Raw genomic sequence first — 17,951 nt, forward strand, 5'->3', positions numbered from 1 at the left:
TACTCTCCGTAAATCATTCGCCTGAGCGGGGCAGCGGTACAACCGCTTCTCGCTTGCGCCAGCGTCCCCAAAGACGATGGCCAATGGCGGAATACATCGCGCCCGCAACCACGACAAACGCACCGAGATAACCAATCAGGTTTAACATCGGTCTGGCGAAAACATCGGGCCAGGCCATTGATAATAAATCAGAAAACAGTAGCGTAAACAGTGGCGTTAAGGTAATTAACGCGCTGACCTGCGCCGCCTGCCAGCGCGCCATGGCTTCCGCCAGCGCCCCGTAGCCGACCAGGGTATTCAGCCCGCAAAAAATCAGGCAAGCCAGTTGCCAGTCGCTCAGTTGGGATATTACCCCCGGTTTAGCGAGTGGCAGTAATGCGATAGTACATAAAGTGTACAGCAAAAATAGTATCTGCTGTGATGCCAGGCGCCGCAATAACACCTTTTGCGCGACCCCGTAGCTTACCCACACCGTTGCCGCTGCGACACCAAAAATTACCCCCCACGTGTAGTCCGTGAGACGGGTAAAGATTTCAATCAGGCTGGTGTTGAAAAACATCACCAGCCCGCTGAGCAACATCAGCGCCCCTACAACCTGGGTACCGCGCATGCGCTCTTTCAGAATCACAACGCTTGCCACCATCATGCCGACCGGCGATAGCTGGCCGATGACCTGGGAGGCCGTTGGACTGAGATATTGCAGGGAAGAGCTGAACAGAATGAAGTTACCGAACAGACCGCCGGTAGCAATCGCTAATAAAACCAACCAGCGCGGCTTGCGAAAAATTCGCAGCGGCGGCAGTTTGCCTTTGATGGCGAGGATCGCGCCAAGACCAATACTGGCCATCAAAAAGCGATAAAAGACCACCGTTGGCGGCTCCATCACTTCAAGAACCTGCTTCATTGCAATTGGCAGTGCTCCCCAACACATCGCGGTGGTTAGCGCCAAAAGAATGCCAATGCCGGCCTGCTGCTTCATGATGCCCGTTTTCCCTGCAGAAATTTTTTCCGGGATTCTAATGTAAAAAGCCCCGCAACGTGTTGCGGGGCTTTCATCCGTCACCAGGACGCGAAAAACTTATTCAGCAACGATGCTGATGAATTTACGGTTTTTCGGGCCTTTAACTTCGAACTTGACTTTACCGTCAGTCAAAGCGAACAGAGTGTGGTCACGGCCGCAACCAACGTTGGTGCCAGCGTGGAATTTAGTACCACGTTGACGAACGATGATGCTACCTGCCAGAACTGCTTCACCGCCGAAACGTTTTACGCCCAGACGTTTAGCTTCTGAATCGCGACCGTTACGAGTCGAGCCGCCAGCCTTTTTATGTGCCATTTAAATCTACTCCCTCAAGTCTTAGGCGCTGATGCCAGTGATTTTCACATCAGTGAACCACTGACGGTGGCCTGCTTGCTTACGATAGTGTTTACGACGACGAAACTTAACGATTTTAACTTTCTCGCCACGACCGTGAGCAACAACTTCAGCTTTGATTACGCCGCCCTCAACGAAAGGAACGCCGATCTTGATTTCTTCACCGTTTGCGATCATCAGAACTTCAGCGAACTCAACAGCTTCGCCAGTTGCGATGTCCAGCTTTTCCAGGCGAACGGTCTGACCTTCGCTTACTCGGTGTTGTTTACCACCACTTTGGAAAACCGCGTACATATAAAACTCCGCTTCCGCGCACCTCTTCGTGTGATTCAGAGTGCGCTATAAATATTCACAATAGGGCGCGAATATTACGCAAAACGCGACCCTTTGACAAGAGCGATCATCGATCAACGCAGAAAAAAAACACAACTTTCACGCTAACGTTTATCTGCGCTGATTTTTCAGTACAATCATATCTTCTTTTAATTCTATCTTAATCCTTCTGTGATCCCACCTGGATTCGCGGTAACAGGACATTTGGCCCGGCTTTTGCGATGAATTTAGAAAAAATCAATGAGTTAACCGCGCAGGATATGGCGGGTGTCAATGCGGCAATCCTCGAGCAGCTCAACTCAGATGTACAGCTTATCAATCAGTTAGGCTACTACATCGTCAGCGGAGGCGGTAAACGTATTCGTCCGATGATCGCCGTGCTTGCAGCTCGCGCGGTCGGCTATCAGGGGAATGCGCACGTCAACATTGCCGCACTGATCGAATTTATTCATACCGCGACCCTACTGCATGACGACGTCGTCGACGAGTCCGATATGCGCCGCGGCAAAGCGACGGCCAACGCCGCGTTCGGTAACGCCGCCAGCGTACTGGTGGGCGACTTTATCTACACCCGCGCCTTCCAGATGATGACTCGTCTCGGTTCGCTGAAGGTGCTGGAGGTGATGTCGGAAGCCGTAAACGTCATTGCCGAAGGCGAAGTCCTGCAGTTGATGAACGTCAACGACCCGGATATCACGGAAGAGAATTATATGCGGGTCATCTACAGTAAGACCGCCCGTCTGTTTGAAGCCGCTTCGCAGTGTTCCGGTATCCTGGCTGGTTGCAGCGCCGAAGAAGAACAGGCGCTGCAGGATTACGGCCGTTACCTCGGCACCGCGTTCCAGCTGATTGACGATCTGCTGGATTACAGTTCCGATGGCGAACGCCTTGGCAAAAACGTCGGTGATGACCTGAACGAAGGCAAACCAACGCTGCCTCTGCTACACGCTATGCATCACGGTACCCCGGATCAGGCGGCAATGATTCGCGGCGCTATCGAGCAGGGTAACGGGCGTCATCTGCTTGACGCGGTACTTGAAACCATGGCGGCCTGCGGTTCGCTGGAGTGGACGCAGAAACGTGCGGAAGAAGAAGCTGATAAAGCTATCGCCGCACTGCAGGTTCTGCCGGATACGCCATGGCGCGATGCCCTCATCGGCCTTGCGCATATCGCCGTTCAGCGCGACCACTAATCCCTCCTCTCTCCCGTGCTCACCGCGCGGGAGAGTTCCAATAAAATCCAATATTCTTCAAATAACGCCAGAAACCTTAATATATTCTGAATGTACAAGAACAATACGGGAACTTGTTAAAACCATATAAGAACCAGGGTATAGTATTTCGGCCGTCCGTATTGACGCGCAGACAGTTATCACCGGGAGAATTTATGGATAAGTTCATCGACTGGCATTCAGCGGATATTATTGCCGGCCTTCGCAAAAAGGGGACGTCCCTCGCAGCTGAGTCGCGACGTCACGGATTAAGCTCTTCTACGCTTGCCAACGCGCTAACCCGTCCGTGGCCTAAAGGCGAATTGATTATTGCGAACGCGCTGGGAACCGATCCGTGGGTTATCTGGCCATCGCGTTACCACGACCCCATTACCCATCAGTTCATCGACAGAACGCAGATGATGCGTCAGAAGAGAAATAAGACCTAACGTGAGGGAGAGATCGATAACAGCCCCCGGACGGACGTCAGAGGGCTGCTACCGCAGCAGAATTACTCGCCTTTGACGCGTTCGATATTCGCGCCCAGAGCCTGCAGTTTATCTTCGATGCGCTCATAGCCGCGATCGATATGATAGATACGGTCGACGATGGTCGTCCCTTCCGCAATACAACCCGCCAGCACCAGGCTTGCAGATGCACGCAGGTCGGTCGCCATGACCTGTGCGCCGGACAGCTTCGCGACACCATGGCAAATCGCGGTATTACTTTCGATTTCCGCGTGCGCGCCCATACGGATCAGTTCCGGAATGTGCATGAAGCGGTTCTCGAAGATGGTTTCGGTGATAACACCCGTTCCTTCAGCCACCAGGTTCAGCAAGGTGAACTGCGCCTGCATGTCGGTTGGGAAACCCGGGTGCGGCGCGGTACGCACGTTGACCGCTTTCGGACGGTTGCCGTGCATATCGAGGCTAATCCAGTCTTCACCGACTTCAATGTCCGCGCCAGCTTCACGCAGCTTAGCCAGTACCGCATCCAGGGTATCAGGCTGCGCATGACGGCACATAATTTTACCGCCGGAGATCGCCGCAGCGACCAGGAAGGTACCGGTTTCGATACGGTCCGGCAGCACGCGATAAACGCCGCCGCCCAGACGCGCAACGCCCTCAATGGTGATACGGTCGGAACCCTGACCCGTAATCTTTGCGCCCAGCGCGTTAAGGAAGTTGGCGGTATCGACGATTTCCGGCTCGCGCGCGGCGTTTTCAATCACGGTCGTGCCTTCAGCCAGCGTCGCCGCGCTCATGATAGTCACGGTCGCGCCTACGCTGACCTTATCCATCACGATATGCGCGCCTTTCAGACGCCCGTTAACCGACGCCTTCACATAGCCTTCTTCCAGTTTGATTTCCGCGCCCAGCTGTTCCAGGCCGGTAATGTGCAGGTCGACCGGACGCGCGCCGATAGCGCAGCCGCCCGGCAGAGAAACCTGGCCCTGGCCGAAACGCGCCACCAGCGGCCCCAGCGCCCAGATGGAAGCGCGCATGGTTTTCACTAAATCGTACGGAGCACAGAAAACATTTACCGGGCCAGCATCGATCCATACGGAACCATTGCGCTCGACCTTCGCGCCCAGCTGGCTCAGCAGCTTCATGGTGGTATCGATATCTTTCAGCTTCGGTACGTTCTGGATTTCAATCGGCTCTTCGGCTAACAGCGCGGCAAAGAGGATTGGCAGGGCAGCGTTTTTAGCGCCGGAAATGGTGACCTCGCCCTGCAGGCGAGTCGGCCCCTGAACACGGAATTTATCCATTGATTCTGTTCTCGGTTAAAAATTCATCAACGCTGTAGGGAACATCCCTACAGCTTAAAAGCCATTAAGTTTGCGATCGCGTGCCCATTCTTGCGGGGTAAACGCTTTGATCGACAGCGCATGAATGCGATTGTCGGCAATATATTCCATCAGCGGCGCGTAGATAGCCTGCTGTTTTTTTACCCGGCTCATGCCGTCAAACATCTCACCCACAGCGATAACCTGAAAGTGGCTGCCATCGCCAGAGACGTGGACTTCCTGAAGGGAGAGTGCGTTCATCAGCACGGTCTGAATTTCATGATTTTCCATGGGATCACATTTTTCTGAGTGTGAAAACAGCCCAACATCTTAGAGGAAAGTGGCGCTGTCTTAAACAAGCAAAAAGCCCCATCGAACAGATTGATGGGGCTTTCAGAATAGCTTCAGCATTAACCTACTGAAAAATTTACGGGATCATGTCCGCCGGAAGGTTGTAAAGACTCACCAGCGTTTGCAGGTTTTCGCTTTTCCCTACCACTTGCGCCGTTTTGCCCTGCCGACGTACCAGCGCGACAAAATGAACCAGCAACGCTACCCCGGCGCTATCGACCCGTGAAACGTCGCTGAGGTCGATAGTGGATACGCCGTCGGTCGCCTGCGCGCGTGCATTCCACAGCGGCAGTATAAATTCCTGATCCAGTTCGCCGCGCAACGCCAGGCGTTCACCGTCGCGGTTCCAGCTCAGTTGTTCGCTCATTATTTCTTCTGATCCAGAGTGATAGGCTGGGCAGAAATAGCTTTCAGCTGCGCGGTCAGACCATCAACACCTTTCGTGCGCAGCAGGTCGCTCCACTCGTTTTGTTTGGTGGTGATCATGCTGACGCCTTCGGCGATCATGTCATAAGCCTGCCAGTTGCCGGTCTGGGTATTTTTACGCCATTGGAAGTCCAGACGTACCGGAGGACGGCCATTCGGGTCGAGGATGGTGACGCGAATCGGCACGATGGTTGCGCTGCCCAGCGGCTGCTCAGGCGCAATTTGGTAAGTCTGGCCGTGATACATCGCCAGCGCCTGACCGTAAGCCTGTTTCAGATACTCGCGGAAGGCGGCGAAATAGGCTTCACGTTGTGCAGGCGTCGCCTCTTTGTAGTAACGGCCCAGCACCAGCGCGCCGGCATATTTCACCTGCACGTAAGGCAGCAGTTCCTGATCGACGATATCACGCAGATAGTTCGGGTTGGCTTTGATCTTCGGCTGTTCGTTCTTCAGACGATCGAAGGTCTTCTGCGCCGCTTCGTCCATCAACTTATACGGGTTAGTTTGATCCGCGGCATGCGCGGCTGTTAGTGGAGCAATCACCAGCATGGCGACCATGAGTAAGCGTTTAAACATATCTTGTCTCTCCTGAAATTAATGCGTCATGCCGGCCTGCGGCGTAGCGTCAGTATGACCCTCAGCCGCCGCCTTATCATTGTCAGAATTCTGATTATCGCTGCCCTTGCTGTTATAGAGGAACTGGCCTATCAGATCTTCCAACACCATGGCGGACTTGGTGTCCTGAATCGTACCGCCGTCTTTAAGAATCGCGGTGCCCAGTTCCGGGTCTTCAAAACCGACGTTCAGCGCCAGGTACTGCTCCCCGAGCAGGCCGGAAGTACGAATCGCCAGCGAGCTGGTATCCGGAATGTGGTTGTAGCTTTCGTCGATATCGATGGCAACGCGCGGCAGATAGGTTTTTGGATCGAGGGTGATATCCGCGACGCGACCGACCACCACACCGCCGATGCGCACCGGTGAACGCGCTTTCAGGCCACCGATGTTATCGAAGGTCGCATAAAGACGATAAGTCGGTTCGGTACGCAACGAGGTGACGTTCGCCGCCTTCAGACAGACAAACAGCGCCGCCAGCAGCGCCGCCAGTAAGAACACACCTACCCAGATCTCATTTTTTTTCGTTTGCATGAACTTAATTCCCAAACATCAGCGCAGTCAGCACAAAATCCAGCCCCAGAACCGCCAGCGACGAATGCACCACGGTGCGCGTCGTTGCCCGGCTAATTCCAGCGGAAGTGGGGATAGCGTCATAACCATTGAATAACGCAATCCAGGTTACCGTAACGGCAAAAACCAGACTTTTAATCAGGCAGTTAACCAGATCCATTCGCCAGTCGACGGCATTTTGCATCGCGGTCCAGAAGAACCCCGCGTCGATGCCTTTCCAGCTGACGCCAACCAGCGAACCGCCCCAGACGCCTACGGCGACGAATATGATCGTCAACAGCGGAAGCGAGATAACCCCGGCCCAGAAGCGCGGCGAAATCACCCGGCGCAGCGGATCCACCGCCATCATTTCCATGCTGGAGAGCTGCTCGGTCGCCCGCATCAGGCCAATCTCGGCGGTTAACGCCGAACCGGCTCGCCCGGCGAAAAGCAGTGCGGCTACCACCGGCCCCAGCTCGCGCAGCAGCGACAGCGCCACCAGCATACCCAGGCTGGTCTCTGCGCTATAAGTCGTTAATACCAGATAGCCCTGCAGCCCCAGTACCATACCGATGAACAGCCCCGAGACGATAATAATCAGCATCGATAACACGCCGACGTTATACAGCTGGCGCACCAGCAGCGGAGCATGTTTGCGAAATTCCGGCTTGCCCACCACGGCATTAAACAGCATTAATCCGGCGCGCCCGAAGGTCGCGGTGGTTTTGATGCCGCGGTGTCCGAGCGCTGCCAACGCATTGAATAGCATGAGTCGTTTAGCTCCCTTTGCCTAATAAATCATGGTGGTAATCGCCCGCAGGATAGCGGAACGGCACCGGGCCGTCAGCGATGCCATCAATGAACTGGCGCACGCGCGGATCGCTATTTTCACGCAGCGATTGCGCGCTGCCGTGGGCAACGATTTTCTTATCCGCCACGATGTAGGCGTAATCCGCAATGCTCAGCACTTCCGGTACGTCGTGCGATACCACAATGCAGGTCACTCCCAGGGTACTATTCAGCTCTGAGATAAGTTTAACCAATACGCCCATGGTGATGGGATCCTGTCCGACGAAAGGTTCATCAAACATGATCAGATCCGGCTCAAGGGCAATCGCCCGCGCCAACGCCGCGCGCCGCGCCATCCCGCCGGAGAGTTCCGAAGGCATCAGTTTCGCCGCGCCGCGTAGCCCAACCGCCTCCAGCTTCATCATGACGGTGGTGTGCAGTAGCGCATCCGGCAACTGAGTATGTTCGCGCAACGGGTAAGCTACGTTATCAAACACGTTCATATCGGTGAATAGCGCGCCGGACTGAAACAGCATGCTCATGCGTTTACGCACGGTATACAGCCGCGAGCGCGTCATTTGCGGCACGTTTTCGCCGTCAAACAGGATCTCGCCGCTGTCCGGCGGGATCTGGCCGCCGATCAAACGCAGCAGGGTCGTCTTGCCGATCCCCGATGGCCCCATAATGGCGGTAATCTTGCCGCGAGGCACCGATAGCGAGATATCATCGAAGATGACGCGGTCGCCCCGAGAGAAACGAATACCGCGAACCTCGACTAAATTCGCCAGAGTTTGGCTCATAAAATCATCCTTACTAAACCTTCGGGCTAAGCATGGCGCTTTCTTTCACCACAAACCCAACATTTTTACAGAATCTTACCTGCCCGGGTTAGCGAAAGCTGGCATTTGTTTTACTTTTGCCACACATAAAGTCAAAATTAAGAATTCGTTACGCTGCGTACGGACGGCCAGCGAGGCGACGATTATACCTGAAGAAAGGACTTTAGATGCTCTTAGCAACGGCTCTGTTAATAATTGGTTTACTGCTGGTAGTTTACAGCGCCGATCGTCTGGTATACGCCGCTTCAATACTGTGTCGCATGATGGGGATCCCGCCGCTCATCATCGGCATGACGGTCGTGAGCATCGGTACCAGCCTGCCGGAGATCATCGTTTCCACCGCCGCCTCCCTTCACGGGCAAACCGATCTGGCGATCGGTACGGCGTTGGGATCCAATATTACGAATATTCTATTAATTCTCGGTCTTGCCGCCCTGCTCCATCCATTTACCGTGCATTCTGATATCCTGCGCCGCGAATTGCCGCTAATGTTGCTGGTCAGTTTACTGGCGGGATTTGTGCTCTACGATGGCCAGTTGTCGCGTCTGGACGGGCTGTTTTTACTGGCGCTGGCCATACTGTGGCTGGTGTTTACCCTAAAAATAGCGCGCCTGGCGGAACGTCAGGGTAGCGATAGCCTGACCCGGGAACAGCTGGCGGAGCTACCGCGCGGCGGTTCGCTACCCGTCGCCCTGCTGTGGCTTGGGGTGGCGATGATCGTCATGCCGATGGCCACCCGTATGGTGGTGGATAACGCCACGGTGTTGGCGAACTATTTCGCCATTAGCGAGCTGACGGTCGGCTTAACGGTTATTGCTATCGGCACCAGCCTGCCGGAACTGGCCACCGCTATCGCCGGCGCACGAAAAGGGGAAGACGATATCGCCATCGGGAATATCATTGGCGCCAATATCCTTAATCTCGTGCTGGTGCTCGGGCTGCCGGCGTTAATCGCCCCTGGCGCCTTCCCTGCTGAAGCTTTTACGCGCGACTACAGCGTGATGCTGCTGGTCAGCGCGATCTTCGCGCTGCTGTGCTGGCGGCGTAAACGGCAGCCGGGGCGCGTAGCGGGCGCCTTGCTGGTCGGCGGCTTTATGGTTTGGTTGGCGGTGCTGTTCTGTTCAGCGCCGTACTTCGTTGAATGAATTGGGGTAACATCATGTCGCAAATAGATTTGCCAACGGATTTTGACTTTCAACAGGCAGGACGTCAGGTTCTGGAAATTGAACGTGAAGGTCTGGCCCAGCTCGATCAGTATATTAATGAAGATTTCACCCGCGCCTGTGAAACGATTTTCCGCTGCGGCGGTAAAGTCGTGGTGATGGGCATGGGTAAATCCGGTCATATCGGGCGCAAAATGGCGGCGACTTTCGCCAGTACCGGTACTTCGGCTTTTTTTGTCCATCCCGGTGAAGCGGCTCACGGCGATCTGGGGATGGTCACGCCGCAGGATGTGGTCATCGCGCTATCCAATTCCGGTGAATCTAATGAAATTCTGGCGTTGATTCCGGTGCTTAAACGCCAGCAGGTGCCGCTTATCTGCGTCACCAGCCGTCCGGACAGCAGCATGGCGCGCGCCGCCGATATTCATCTATGTGTGAAAGTGCCGAAAGAGGCCTGTCCGCTAGGACTGGCGCCGACCTCCAGCACCACCGCCGCGCTGGTGATGGGTGACGCCCTTGCCGTAGCGCTGCTCGAAGCCCGCGGCTTTACCGCCGAAGATTTCGCCTTGTCGCACCCCGGCGGCGCACTTGGTCGTAAGCTGCTGCTGCGGGTCAATGATATTATGCATACCGGCGATGAGATCCCTCACGTCGGCCTGCAGGCCACCCTGCGCGATGCGCTGCTGGAAATCACCCGTAAGAATTTAGGCATGACGGCCATCTGCGATGACGAGATGAATATCATCGGCATCTTCACCGATGGCGACCTGCGCCGCGTCTTTGATACCGGCGTCGATATGCGTAACGCCAGCATCGCTGAAGTCATGACCCCAGGCGGGATCCGCATTCGTCCGGGCATGCTGGCGGTAGATGCGCTCAACCTGATGCAGTCCCGCCATATCACCTGCGTGCTGGTTGCCGATGGCGACCGACTGCTAGGTGTGGTACATATGCACGATCTGCTGCGCGCTGGCGTAGTGTAAGTAAGGATAAAATAATGAATAATGCTGATGCCCAGGTCGACACCTGCTACGGGCCGGTAAGCCAGGAATTTATCGACCGGGCGGCGAAGATCCGTTTACTGATCCTCGACGTCGACGGCGTGCTTTCCGACGGCCTTATCTATATGGGCAACAACGGCGAAGAACTGAAAGCGTTTAACGTCCGCGATGGCTACGGGATCCGCTGCGCGCTGACTTCCGGTATTGAAGTCGCGATTATTACCGGGCGAAAAGCTAAACTGGTAGAAGACCGCTGCCAGACGCTGGGCATTACGCATCTGTATCAAGGTCAGTCCGATAAGCTATTGGCGTTTCGCGAATTATTAAGCAAACTGGCGGTTCGCCCCGATGAAGTCGCGTACATTGGCGACGATCTGATCGACTGGCCGGTAATGGCGGAGGTCGGTTTAAGCGTCGCCGTCGCCGATGCGCATCCGCTGCTGCTCCCGCGGGCGAACTATGTCACGCGAATTAACGGCGGACGCGGCGCGGTACGCGAAGTCTGCGATTTGTTACTATTGGCGCAGGGCAAGCTTGATGAGGCCAAAGGGCAATCAATATGAGTAAAACCAGACGTTGGGTTATCATCTTACTATCGCTGGTCGCGTTGATCCTGATCGGCCTGAACCTGGCGAGTACGGACGACACCGCGACCGTCGCGGTCAATCCTAACGATCCGACGTATAAAAGCGAGCATACCGATACCGTGGTGTACAGCCCGGAAGGCGCGTTGAGCTATCGTCTGATAGCCGAGCATGTCGAATACTTTTCCGAACAAGAAGTATCGTGGTTCACCAACCCGGTAATGACTACCTTTGATACCAACAAGGTTCCGGCCTGGTCAATCAGAGCGGATAAAGCCAAGTTAACCAACGACCGTATGCTGTATCTTTACGGCCACGTTGAGGTCGACGCGTTGAGCCCCGACTCTCAACTGCGCAAAATTACCACCGATAACGCGCAGGTGAACCTGGTGACCCAGGATGTAACCTCTGACGATATGGTGACGTTATACGGAACAACATTTAATTCCAGCGGCCTGAAAATGCGCGGGAACCTACGCAGCAAAAATGCCGAGCTGATTGAAAAGGTTAGAACCTCTTATGAAATTCAGAACAAACAAACTCAGCCTTAACATTGCGCTCGCAAGCGCGCTTCTGGCCGCCAGCCTGCCGGCTCTGGCAAAAACCGGCGATACCGATCAGCCGATTCACATCGAATCCGATCAGCAGTCGCTGGATATGCAGGGTAACGTCGTGACCTTCACCGGTAACGTGGTCGTTACCCAGGGGACCATTAAGATCAATGCCGACAAAGTCGTGGTTACCCGCCCTGGCGGTGAAAAAGGCAAAGAGGTGATCGACGGTTTCGGCAATCCGGCCACCTTCTATCAGATGCAGGACAATGGCAAACCGGTGAAAGGCCGCGCGTCGAAAATGCATTATGAACTGCAGAACGATTTCGTGGTGCTGACCGGTAACGCGCATCTGGAACAGCTGGATAGCAATATTCAGGGCGATAAAATCACCTATCTGGTGAAAGAGCAGAAAATGCAGGCCTTCAGCAACAAAGGCGGTCGCGTGACTACGGTACTGGTGCCTTCGCAGTTGCAGGACAAAAGCGGCGATCAGCAAAAGAAAGGTAAGTAATCCGTTATGGCAACATTAACTGCAAAAAACCTCGCCAAAGCCTACAAAGGCCGCCGCGTGGTGGAAGACGTCAGCCTGACCGTCAACTCCGGTGAAATCGTCGGTCTGCTGGGCCCGAACGGCGCCGGTAAGACCACCACCTTTTATATGGTGGTGGGCATCGTGCCGCGCGATGCCGGCAACATTATCATTGACGATGAAGATATCAGTCTGCTGCCGCTGCACGCGCGCGCGCGCCGCGGCATTGGTTATCTGCCGCAGGAAGCCTCTATCTTCCGCCGCCTGAGCGTCTACGATAACCTGATGGCGGTGCTGCAGATTCGCGACGATCTCAGCAGCGAGCAGCGTGAAGATCGCGCTAAAGAGCTGATGGAAGAATTCCACATCGAACACCTGCGCGATAGCCTGGGCCAGGCGCTCTCCGGCGGTGAACGCCGCCGCGTCGAAATCGCCCGCGCGCTGGCGGCGAACCCGAAATTCATCCTGCTGGATGAACCGTTCGCCGGGGTTGACCCTATCTCTGTTATCGATATTAAACGCATCATCGAACACCTGCGCGACAGCGGGCTGGGCGTACTCATTACTGACCATAACGTCAGGGAGACGCTGGCGGTCTGTGAACGAGCTTATATCGTGAGCCAGGGCCATCTCATCGCCCACGGCACCCCGCAGCAAATCCTTGAAGACGAGCAGGTTAAACGCGTGTACCTTGGGGAAGACTTCAGACTCTGATAGGGTAGAGGTTATAGACGTTTTAGCCGGAGATATTGACCCTGAACATGAAGCAAGGTTTGCAATTAAGGCTAAGCCAACAGCTTGCCATGACGCCCCAACTGCAGCAGGCCATCCGCTTGTTGCAGCTGTCCACGTTAGAACTCCAGCAAGAACTCCAGCAGGCGCTGGAGAGTAACCCGTTGCTTGAGCAAACCGATCTTCACGAAGAGGTTGAAACCACAGAAGCCGAGGACCGCGAGTCTCTGGATACCGTCGACGCGCTCGAACAAAAAGAGATGCCGGACGAGCTCCCGCTGGACGCCAGCTGGGATGAAATCTACACCGCCGGCACGCCGTCGGGTAATGGCGTCGACTACCAGGACGATGAACTGCCGATCTATCAGGGTGAGACCACCCAAAGCCTGCAGGATTATCTGATGTGGCAGGTCGAGCTCACGCCATTCACCGATACCGACCGCGCGATAGCCACCTCCATCGTCGATGCCGTTGACGAGACCGGCTACCTCACTATTTCCATTCAGGACATTGTCGACAGTATCGAAGATGATGAAATTGGTCTTGAGGAAGTTGAAGCGGTACTCAAGCGCGTACAGCGTTTCGATCCGGTCGGCGTCGCCGCCAGGGATCTCCGTGACTGCCTGCTGATCCAGCTTTCACAATTTGCCAAAGAGACGCCGTGGCTGGAAGAAGCCCGGTTGATTATCAGCGAGCATCTTGATCTCCTGGCCAACCACGATTTCCGTAGCCTGATGCGCGTCACTCGCTTGAAAGAAGACGTTCTGAAAGAGGCGGTTTGCCTGATCCAGTCGCTGGATCCGCGCCCGGGTCAGTCCATTCAAACCAGCGAGCCGGAATACGTGATCCCGGATGTACTGGTGCGCAAGGTTAACGGCCGCTGGGTCGTCGAGCTCAATTCCGACAGCATTCCGCGGCTGAAGATTAATCAGCAATACGCGGCGATGGGCAATAATGCGCGCAACGACGCCGACAGCCAGTTTATCCGCAGCAACCTGCAAGAAGCCCGCTGGCTGATTAAGAGCCTTGAGAGCCGTAACGATACCCTGCTGCGCGTCAGCCGCTGCATCGTCGAACAGCAGCAGGCCTTCTTTGAGCAGGGTGAAGAATTTATGAAACCGATGGTGCTGGCGGATATCGCCCAGGCCGTCGAGATGCATGAATCAACCATTTCACGCGTTACCACGCAAAAATATCTGCACAGTCCACGCGGTATTTTTGAGTTGAAGTATTTCTTCTCCAGCCACGTCAATACCGAAGGCGGCGGCGAAGCCTCGTCTACCGCCATTCGTGCGCTGGTGAAGAAGTTAATCGCCGCGGAGAACCCCGCGAAGCCGTTGAGCGACAGCAAGCTCACCACCATGCTCTCCGATCAGGGTATTATGGTGGCGCGGCGCACTGTTGCTAAGTACCGAGAGTCTTTATCCATTCCGCCGTCAAACCAGCGCAAACAACTGGTCTGACACAACCGATAAGGAAGACACTATGCAGCTCAACATTACAGGACACAACGTCGAGATCACTCCCGCCATGCGCGACTTCGTCACTACGAAGTTCAGCAAACTGGAGCAGTTTTTCGATAGGATCAACCAGGTCTATATTGTGTTAAAAGTAGAGAAGGTGACGCAAATCGCGGACGCCAATTTGCATGTCAACGGTGGCGAAATCCATGCCAGTGCGGAAGGGCAGGATATGTATGCCGCTATCGATGGTCTTATCGATAAGCTGGCAAGACAGTTAACAAAACATAAAGATAAACTGAAACAACACTAATTGTCCGGGCGATCGCCCTTATCCGCAGCCCGCGGATAAGGGCAGCTCAGGTGAAATTATGATGAACAACGATTCCGCTCTACAACTGAGCAATGTCCTTAACCAGGATTGTACCCGTAGCCAGGTTCACTGCCAGAGCAAGAAACGCGCGCTGGAAATCATCAGCGAACTGGCGGCGAAGCAGCTAGGTTTACCGCCGCAGGTGGTCTTTGAAGCGATCCTGACCCGTGAAAAAATGGGCAGTACCGGGATCGGCAACGGCATTGCGATCCCTCACGGCAAGCTTGAAGAGGATACCCTGCGCGCCGTTGGCGTATTTGTGCAGTTGGAAACGCCGATCGCCTTCGATGCGATCGACAATCAGCCGGTCGATCTGCTGTTTGCGCTACTGGTGCCGGCCGATCAAACCAAAACCCATCTGCATACGCTCTCGCTGGTCGCCAAACGTCTGGCGGACAAAACCATCTGCCGTCGCCTGCGCGCTGCGGTGAGCGATGAAGAGTTGTATGAGATCATCACCGAAGCAGGAAGCAGCGATGACGCTTAACGTGAGTCGCGCCTTAACCTTTATCGTACTGAGGAGAAACGGTACATGGTACTGATGATCGTCAGCGGCCGCTCTGGCTCGGGGAAATCCGTCGCCCTGCGAGCGCTGGAAGATATGGGCTTCTACTGTGTGGATAACCTGCCGGTAGTGCTGTTACCTGAGCTGGCGCGAACGCTGGCCGACCGCGATATCTCCGCGGCCGTCAGCATCGACGTGCGTAATATGCCGGAATCACCGGAAATCTTTGAACAAGCGATGCAGAACCTGCCGGAATCCTTCTCCCCGCAGCTGCTGTTCCTTGATGCCGACCGCAATACCCTGATCCGCCGCTACAGCGATACCCGCCGCTTGCATCCGCTCTCCAGCAAGAATTTGTCGCTCGAAAGCGCGATCGACGAAGAGAGCGATCTGCTCGAGCCGCTGCGCTCGCGCGCGGACCTGATCGTCGATACTTCCGAAATGTCGGTGCATGAACTGGCCGAGATGCTGCGTACCCGCCTGCTAGGTAAACGCGAACGTGAATTGACGATGGTCTTTGAATCATTCGGCTTCAAACACGGTATCCCGATCGATGCCGATTACGTTTTTGACGTCCGTTTCCTGCCGAACCCGCACTGGGATCCGAAGCTACGCCCCATGACCGGCCTCGATAAACCGGTTGCCGCCTTCCTCGATCGCCATACGGAAGTGCATAACTTTATTTATCAGACCCGAAGCTATCTGGAGCTTTGGTTGCCAATGCTGGAAACCAATAACCGCAGCTATCTGACGGTGGCCATTGGTTGTACCGGCGGTAAGCATCGCTCGGTCTATATTGCCGAACAGCTGGCTGACTACTTCCGCTCGCGCGGTAAGAACGTGCAGTCTCGTCACCGGACGCTGGAAAAACGTAAATCATGACCGTCAAGCAAACCGTTGAAATCACCAACAAGCTGGGCATGCACGCACGCCCGGCGATGAAGCTTTTCGAGCTAATGCAGAATTTCGATGCGGAAGTGTTGCTACGCAACGACGAAGGCACGGAGGCGGAAGCCAATAGCGTTATCGCCCTGCTGATGCTCGATTCCGCCAAAGGTCGTCAAATTGAGGTGGAGGCCAGCGGCCCGCAGGAAGTCGAAGCGCTGGCGGCGGTGATCGCGCTGTTCAATGCCGGGTTTGATGAAGACTAAGCATCTCCCGGCGGGATTGCGGTTAATGCAGCTTATTGGCCTGCATAAAGCCTTCGCCGCCTAACTGACGCATCTGGCGCAGGATCCATGCCTGTCGGCTGCGAACATAACCTGATGGCGCATCGGCGCGAAACCGAATCGGATTCGGTAATACCGCCGCCAGCAGCGCGGCCTCTGCAGGGGTTAAACGGCTGGCCGGCTTATGAAAATAGCGCTGGGCCGCCGCTTCAACACCGAAAATACCGTCGCCAAACTCGGCGATATTCAGATACACGGTGAGAATGCGTTTCTTGCTCCAGACCGTTTCGATCCCGACGGTCAGGCCCACTTCCAGCCCCTTGCGTAGCCAGCTACGGCCATCCCATAAAAACAGGTTTTTCGCCGTCTGCTGAGAGAGCGTCGACGCGCCGCGAATTCGATTTTCATTCCGTTCGTTGTGCGCCAGCGCTTTTTCGATTGCCGGCACGTCAAAACCCCAGTGGTCGGGGAATTTCTGATCTTCAGCAGCAATCACCGCCAGCCCCATCCAGGGGGAAATCTCGTCCATACCAACCCAATCAGAATGGGCGACATAATGAAAATCACCGGAGAACCAGGCGCTAACCTGGCGCTCGAGCATCACCGCTGAGAACGGCACCGGCAGAACGCTGAATACGGCGATACCGCCGCCCCAGAAAACCACGCAGATAAGCGCCAGGCGTAACAGCAGGCGCTTGATCATCGCCAGCGGCGCAACACGCTTACTCATTCAGCGAGAACCAGTACGCGATCGACCAGTTTCTCAATACCGCTGGCGGCCTCGGCAATATTCTGCGCCAGCATATAAGCAGGCGTGGTCACCACTTTGTTGTCTTCATCGACCACGATGTCGTCAACCGGGCACGGCACATGCTCCGCGCCCATCTCTTCCAGCACCTCGGCAGTATCCGGATCGGTACCGATGGTTATCCGCAGCGGTGTCGGGAAAATCTTCGGCAACAGCGCCGGCGCGATACACATAAAGCCCAGCGGCTTACCCGCCTCGTGCATCGCCAGCGTTAACGCCTGCAGATCGCGGTCAACGACGCAGTCACTCCCCTGGGCGGCGAAATTACTCAGGTTTTTCGCCGCGCCAAAGCCGCCTGGCACAATCAGCGCATCCAGATCGTCCACACGGGCGCTGGCCAAAGGCTGAATAGCGCCGCGCGCAAGACGCGCCGCTTCAATCAGCACGTTGCGGCTTTCCGCCATCGTTTCGCCGGTCAGATGATTGATCACGTCGGTTTGCGCCTTATCCGGCGCAAAGCAGACGGCCTGCGCGCCGCGACGCGCAATGGCCAACAGGGTAATGACCGCTTCATGGATTTCTGCGCCGTCGTAAACGCCACAGCCGCTTAGTACCACGCCAATCTTCTTCATCTTGCTAACCCCTTAGCGCAACTCTATGAAACAAGTAAATAATTTTGATTTACTCGCTATGCTTCACATATTTTACCGATTCACGTAACAAATTATTTATGGTTTGCTATCTTAATGAACGAGCAAGCCAAATCCTCAGGTTGCGCCGTGTAAAAAAATCACTCGAACAATCCTGGCTCAACAACCAGTTCCCTGGTGTTGGCGCAGTATTCGCGCACCCCGGT

25 protein-coding genes are annotated in these 17,951 nt (G+C 55.2%); 13 read left to right on the forward strand and 12 right to left on the reverse strand.

What is annotated here, in order from left to right; translation table 11 throughout:
- Positions 1-13 precede the first annotated feature (13 nt).
- The 3 genes from PGR09_RS18845 to rplU all read right to left on the reverse strand — a co-directional run bounded on the left by PGR09_RS18845 (position 14) and on the right by rplU (position 1,669).
- Positions 14-979, reverse strand: coding sequence for a DMT family transporter (locus PGR09_RS18845; RefSeq protein ID WP_015369509.1), 966 nt, complete (start codon positions 977-979; stop codon positions 14-16).
- Positions 980-1,078: 99 nt separating this feature from the next.
- Positions 1,079-1,336, reverse strand: a complete 258-nt coding sequence (gene rpmA, locus PGR09_RS18850) for a 50S ribosomal protein L27 (protein WP_002434222.1) — start codon at positions 1,334-1,336, stop codon at positions 1,079-1,081.
- A 21-nt stretch (positions 1,337-1,357) separates the two neighbouring features.
- Entirely contained in the window at positions 1,358-1,669 is a 312-nt protein-coding gene (gene rplU / locus PGR09_RS18855) for a 50S ribosomal protein L21 (RefSeq protein WP_015703604.1), read from the reverse strand.
- Between the two features lie 260 nt (positions 1,670-1,929).
- On the opposite strand from rplU, the gene ispB reads away from it, so the two are divergent.
- Entirely contained in the window at positions 1,930-2,901 is a 972-nt protein-coding gene (ispB, locus tag PGR09_RS18860; protein WP_015369507.1) for an octaprenyl diphosphate synthase, read from the forward strand.
- Between the two features lie 194 nt (positions 2,902-3,095).
- Positions 3,096-3,368 carry a DNA-binding transcriptional regulator SfsB gene (sfsB, locus tag PGR09_RS18865; RefSeq protein ID WP_015369506.1) on the forward strand — a complete coding sequence of 91 codons (273 nt, stop codon included), beginning with the start codon at positions 3,096-3,098 and terminating at the stop codon, positions 3,366-3,368.
- Positions 3,369-3,430: 62 nt separating this feature from the next.
- On the opposite strand, the gene murA is transcribed toward sfsB, so the two are convergent.
- The 7 genes from murA to mlaF form a co-directional block, all read right to left on the reverse strand.
- Positions 3,431-4,690, reverse strand: a complete 1,260-nt coding sequence (gene murA / locus PGR09_RS18870; protein WP_015369505.1) for a UDP-N-acetylglucosamine 1-carboxyvinyltransferase — start codon at positions 4,688-4,690, stop codon at positions 3,431-3,433.
- Positions 4,691-4,744: 54 nt separating this feature from the next.
- Positions 4,745-4,999: a BolA family iron metabolism protein IbaG gene (gene ibaG, locus PGR09_RS18875; RefSeq protein ID WP_015369504.1), complete on the reverse strand. Its 255-nt coding sequence runs from the start codon at positions 4,997-4,999 to the stop codon at positions 4,745-4,747.
- Positions 5,000-5,135: 136 nt separating this feature from the next.
- Positions 5,136-5,426 carry a lipid asymmetry maintenance protein MlaB gene (gene mlaB / locus PGR09_RS18880; RefSeq protein ID WP_015369503.1) on the reverse strand — a complete coding sequence of 97 codons (291 nt, stop codon included), beginning with the start codon at positions 5,424-5,426 and terminating at the stop codon, positions 5,136-5,138.
- Positions 5,426-6,061 carry a phospholipid-binding protein MlaC gene (gene mlaC / locus PGR09_RS18885; RefSeq protein ID WP_015369502.1) on the reverse strand — a complete coding sequence of 212 codons (636 nt, stop codon included), beginning with the start codon at positions 6,059-6,061 and terminating at the stop codon, positions 5,426-5,428. Before mlaC ends, mlaB begins: the two co-directional genes overlap by 1 nt.
- 18 nt (positions 6,062-6,079) lie before the next feature.
- Complete coding sequence (gene mlaD / locus PGR09_RS18890; RefSeq protein WP_015369501.1) at positions 6,080-6,631, reverse strand: outer membrane lipid asymmetry maintenance protein MlaD; 552 nt, start codon at positions 6,629-6,631, stop codon at positions 6,080-6,082.
- A gap of 4 nt (positions 6,632-6,635) precedes the next feature.
- Complete coding sequence (mlaE, locus tag PGR09_RS18895) at positions 6,636-7,418, reverse strand: lipid asymmetry maintenance ABC transporter permease subunit MlaE (protein ID WP_015369500.1); 783 nt, start codon at positions 7,416-7,418, stop codon at positions 6,636-6,638.
- A 7-nt stretch (positions 7,419-7,425) separates the two neighbouring features.
- Positions 7,426-8,238, reverse strand: a complete 813-nt coding sequence (gene mlaF / locus PGR09_RS18900; RefSeq protein ID WP_015369499.1) for a phospholipid ABC transporter ATP-binding protein MlaF — start codon at positions 8,236-8,238, stop codon at positions 7,426-7,428.
- Positions 8,239-8,444: 206 nt separating this feature from the next.
- On the opposite strand from mlaF, the gene PGR09_RS18905 reads away from it, so the two are divergent.
- From PGR09_RS18905 to npr, 11 genes are read left to right on the forward strand one after another with little or no spacing between them, the layout of a single operon-like run.
- Complete coding sequence (locus PGR09_RS18905; protein WP_015369498.1) at positions 8,445-9,422, forward strand: calcium/sodium antiporter; 978 nt, start codon at positions 8,445-8,447, stop codon at positions 9,420-9,422.
- Between the two features lie 14 nt (positions 9,423-9,436).
- Positions 9,437-10,423, forward strand: a complete 987-nt coding sequence (gene kdsD, locus PGR09_RS18910; protein ID WP_015369497.1) for an arabinose-5-phosphate isomerase KdsD — start codon at positions 9,437-9,439, stop codon at positions 10,421-10,423.
- 14 nt (positions 10,424-10,437) lie between these two features.
- Positions 10,438-11,004: a 3-deoxy-manno-octulosonate-8-phosphatase KdsC gene (gene kdsC / locus PGR09_RS18915; protein ID WP_015369496.1), complete on the forward strand. Its 567-nt coding sequence runs from the start codon at positions 10,438-10,440 to the stop codon at positions 11,002-11,004.
- Positions 11,001-11,576: an LPS export ABC transporter periplasmic protein LptC gene (lptC, locus tag PGR09_RS18920; protein WP_047044700.1), complete on the forward strand. Its 576-nt coding sequence runs from the start codon at positions 11,001-11,003 to the stop codon at positions 11,574-11,576. The genes kdsC and lptC overlap by 4 nt, the downstream gene beginning before the upstream one ends.
- A complete protein-coding gene (gene lptA, locus PGR09_RS18925; RefSeq protein WP_015369494.1) occupies positions 11,545-12,090 on the forward strand; it encodes a lipopolysaccharide ABC transporter substrate-binding protein LptA in 546 nt (181 codons plus the stop codon). Before lptC ends, lptA begins: the two co-directional genes overlap by 32 nt.
- Positions 12,091-12,096: 6 nt before the next feature.
- Entirely contained in the window at positions 12,097-12,822 is a 726-nt protein-coding gene (gene lptB, locus PGR09_RS18930; protein ID WP_004206203.1) for an LPS export ABC transporter ATP-binding protein, read from the forward strand.
- 47 nt (positions 12,823-12,869) lie between these two features.
- The gene (gene rpoN, locus PGR09_RS18935; RefSeq protein ID WP_032715896.1) at positions 12,870-14,303 is read left to right on the forward strand and encodes an RNA polymerase factor sigma-54; all 1,434 of its coding nucleotides are present in this window, start codon (positions 12,870-12,872) and stop codon (positions 14,301-14,303) included.
- Positions 14,304-14,325: 22 nt separating this feature from the next.
- Positions 14,326-14,613 carry a ribosome hibernation promoting factor gene (gene hpf / locus PGR09_RS18940; protein ID WP_004125711.1) on the forward strand — a complete coding sequence of 96 codons (288 nt, stop codon included), beginning with the start codon at positions 14,326-14,328 and terminating at the stop codon, positions 14,611-14,613.
- 58 nt (positions 14,614-14,671) lie between these two features.
- Positions 14,672-15,160, forward strand: coding sequence for a PTS IIA-like nitrogen regulatory protein PtsN (gene ptsN, locus PGR09_RS18945; protein ID WP_015369492.1), 489 nt, complete (start codon positions 14,672-14,674; stop codon positions 15,158-15,160).
- A gap of 45 nt (positions 15,161-15,205) precedes the next feature.
- A complete protein-coding gene (gene rapZ / locus PGR09_RS18950) occupies positions 15,206-16,060 on the forward strand; it encodes an RNase adapter RapZ (protein ID WP_015369491.1) in 855 nt (284 codons plus the stop codon).
- Positions 16,057-16,329: a PTS phosphocarrier protein NPr gene (gene npr, locus PGR09_RS18955; protein WP_002918431.1), complete on the forward strand. Its 273-nt coding sequence runs from the start codon at positions 16,057-16,059 to the stop codon at positions 16,327-16,329. Before rapZ ends, npr begins: the two co-directional genes overlap by 4 nt.
- Positions 16,330-16,351: 22 nt before the next feature.
- Here the strand turns inward: npr and mtgA are convergent, their stop codons facing one another.
- Positions 16,352-17,077, reverse strand: coding sequence for a monofunctional biosynthetic peptidoglycan transglycosylase (gene mtgA, locus PGR09_RS18960; protein ID WP_045394973.1), 726 nt, complete (start codon positions 17,075-17,077; stop codon positions 16,352-16,354).
- Positions 17,074-17,727, reverse strand: a complete 654-nt coding sequence (gene elbB / locus PGR09_RS18965) for an isoprenoid biosynthesis glyoxalase ElbB (RefSeq protein WP_045394975.1) — start codon at positions 17,725-17,727, stop codon at positions 17,074-17,076. Before elbB ends, mtgA begins: the two co-directional genes overlap by 4 nt.
- Positions 17,728-17,951: the final 224 nt, after the last annotated feature.

Origin of the sequence: Klebsiella sp. 141251, assembly GCF_050600725.1 — a bacterium.
GTDB lineage: Bacteria > Pseudomonadota > Gammaproteobacteria > Enterobacterales > Enterobacteriaceae > Klebsiella > Klebsiella aerogenes.

Bases quoted from the DNA above. Each gene is read 5' to 3' on its own strand.
- ispB (WP_015369507.1), top strand. From the start codon at position 1,930: ATGAATTTAGAAAAAATCAATGAGTTAACCGCGCAGGATATGGCGGGT.
- mlaC (WP_015369502.1), bottom strand. From the start codon at position 6,061: ATGTTTAAACGCTTACTCATGGTCGCCATGCTGGTGATTGCTCCACTA.
- murA (WP_015369505.1), bottom strand. From the start codon at position 4,690: ATGGATAAATTCCGTGTTCAGGGGCCGACTCGCCTGCAGGGCGAGGTC.
- kdsC (WP_015369496.1), top strand. From the start codon at position 10,438: ATGAATAATGCTGATGCCCAGGTCGACACCTGCTACGGGCCGGTAAGC.
- rpmA (WP_002434222.1), bottom strand. From the start codon at position 1,336: ATGGCACATAAAAAGGCTGGCGGCTCGACTCGTAACGGTCGCGATTCA.
- elbB (WP_045394975.1), bottom strand. From the start codon at position 17,727: ATGAAGAAGATTGGCGTGGTACTAAGCGGCTGTGGCGTTTACGACGGC.
- ptsN (WP_015369492.1), top strand. From the start codon at position 14,672: ATGATGAACAACGATTCCGCTCTACAACTGAGCAATGTCCTTAACCAG.
- sfsB (WP_015369506.1), top strand. From the start codon at position 3,096: ATGGATAAGTTCATCGACTGGCATTCAGCGGATATTATTGCCGGCCTT.
- lptB (WP_004206203.1), top strand. From the start codon at position 12,097: ATGGCAACATTAACTGCAAAAAACCTCGCCAAAGCCTACAAAGGCCGC.
- hpf (WP_004125711.1), top strand. From the start codon at position 14,326: ATGCAGCTCAACATTACAGGACACAACGTCGAGATCACTCCCGCCATG.
- rapZ (WP_015369491.1), top strand. From the start codon at position 15,206: ATGGTACTGATGATCGTCAGCGGCCGCTCTGGCTCGGGGAAATCCGTC.
- rplU (WP_015703604.1), bottom strand. From the start codon at position 1,669: ATGTACGCGGTTTTCCAAAGTGGTGGTAAACAACACCGAGTAAGCGAA.
- mlaE (WP_015369500.1), bottom strand. From the start codon at position 7,418: ATGCTATTCAATGCGTTGGCAGCGCTCGGACACCGCGGCATCAAAACC.
- PGR09_RS18905 (WP_015369498.1), top strand. From the start codon at position 8,445: ATGCTCTTAGCAACGGCTCTGTTAATAATTGGTTTACTGCTGGTAGTT.
- lptA (WP_015369494.1), top strand. From the start codon at position 11,545: ATGAAATTCAGAACAAACAAACTCAGCCTTAACATTGCGCTCGCAAGC.
- mlaF (WP_015369499.1), bottom strand. From the start codon at position 8,238: ATGAGCCAAACTCTGGCGAATTTAGTCGAGGTTCGCGGTATTCGTTTC.
- npr (WP_002918431.1), top strand. From the start codon at position 16,057: ATGACCGTCAAGCAAACCGTTGAAATCACCAACAAGCTGGGCATGCAC.
- lptC (WP_047044700.1), top strand. From the start codon at position 11,001: ATGAGTAAAACCAGACGTTGGGTTATCATCTTACTATCGCTGGTCGCG.
- rpoN (WP_032715896.1), top strand. From the start codon at position 12,870: ATGAAGCAAGGTTTGCAATTAAGGCTAAGCCAACAGCTTGCCATGACG.
- ibaG (WP_015369504.1), bottom strand. From the start codon at position 4,999: ATGGAAAATCATGAAATTCAGACCGTGCTGATGAACGCACTCTCCCTT.
- PGR09_RS18845 (WP_015369509.1), bottom strand. From the start codon at position 979: ATGAAGCAGCAGGCCGGCATTGGCATTCTTTTGGCGCTAACCACCGCG.
- mlaB (WP_015369503.1), bottom strand. From the start codon at position 5,426: ATGAGCGAACAACTGAGCTGGAACCGCGACGGTGAACGCCTGGCGTTG.
- kdsD (WP_015369497.1), top strand. From the start codon at position 9,437: ATGTCGCAAATAGATTTGCCAACGGATTTTGACTTTCAACAGGCAGGA.
- mtgA (WP_045394973.1), bottom strand. From the start codon at position 17,077: ATGAGTAAGCGTGTTGCGCCGCTGGCGATGATCAAGCGCCTGCTGTTA.
- mlaD (WP_015369501.1), bottom strand. From the start codon at position 6,631: ATGCAAACGAAAAAAAATGAGATCTGGGTAGGTGTGTTCTTACTGGCG.